General features: G+C 69.4%; 2 protein-coding genes. Both read left to right on the top strand.

Features of this window, described 5'->3' with window-relative positions; all coding sequences use genetic code 11:
- Positions 1 to 570 (top strand): PLP-dependent transferase (locus KZA10_RS16070; protein WP_218683387.1); only part of this gene is annotated, 570 nt, incomplete at its 5' end.
- Positions 567 to 1,006: LLM class flavin-dependent oxidoreductase (locus tag KZA10_RS16065; RefSeq protein ID WP_218683386.1), on the top strand; the 440-nt coding region annotated here is incomplete at its 3' end. The genes KZA10_RS16070 and KZA10_RS16065, both read left to right, overlap by 4 nt.

Here is a 1,006-nt window from a genome sequence, read left to right as displayed (position 1 = left end):
GGCCGGGGGGACGCACCCAGCGTCTTCGCCCGCCACGGGGGCCGCGCCCGCATCGCCTACGCCCGCGAATCCGTCGCCCCGCGATTCGGCGCATCGCCGTCCCCTCTCAACGCCTTCCTGATCGGACAGGGCGTCGAGACGCTCGGCCTGCGGGTCGAGCGACAGTCTCGCAACGCCCTGCAGATCGCCCAGTGGCTGGAACGGCACGAGGAGGTCGAGAGCGTCGACTACGTCGGGCTCCCCTCGCACCCCGACCACGAGGTCGGCAAACGCTACCTCGAGGGCGGGTCCGGATCGATCTTCACCTTCACTCTGCGGGGCGGGCTCCCTGCGGCACGCCGATTCGTCGAGCATGTACGGGTCTTCACCCACATGACCCACATCGGAGATGTGCGCTCTCTGGTGCTGCACCCCGGGACCACCAGTCATGCCCAGCGCACCGAGGTGGAGCGCGAGGCTCTCGGCGTGCGGCCGGGCACCCTGCGGCTGTCGATCGGCATCGAGGACGTCGACGATCTGATCGCGGATCTGTCCCATGTGCTCCAGAACGTACGGGAGACGGTGGCATGAGCCGCCCTCAGCACTTCGGCTGGTTCCTCGCCCGCGGCTTCGGACCGCAGGGCTGGGGCTATCCGTCCCTCGAATGGGACTACGACTGGACGCGCCCCGAGATCTATCAGGACGCCGCGCGCACCCTGGAGCAGGCCGGCTTCGATCTGGTCATCATCGAGGATGCGCCCTCCCTGGGATCGCCTTCGACGATCGATCTGCGCGTCCGGCACGCGTTCGGCGGGCCGAAGCACGACCCGCTCCTGCTGGCTCCTTATCTGTTCCAGGCGACCAGGCACCTGGGCGTGGTGCCGACGGTGAATCCCGCGGCGTACCTCCCCTACACGGCCGCCCGGCAGTTCGCGACGCTGCAGCACCTCAGCGGCCATCGTCTGGGTCTCAACGTGGTCACCGACACCGGCAGCGCACGGCACTTCTCCGCGGCCCCGCAGCTCGG

The organism is Microbacterium sp. BF1 (genome assembly GCF_019279095.1).
Classification (GTDB): domain Bacteria; phylum Actinomycetota; class Actinomycetes; order Actinomycetales; family Microbacteriaceae; genus Microbacterium; species Microbacterium maritypicum.
The sequence above is the reverse complement of the archived record's forward strand: the minus strand, read 5'-3'. Positions and strand labels throughout refer to the sequence as shown.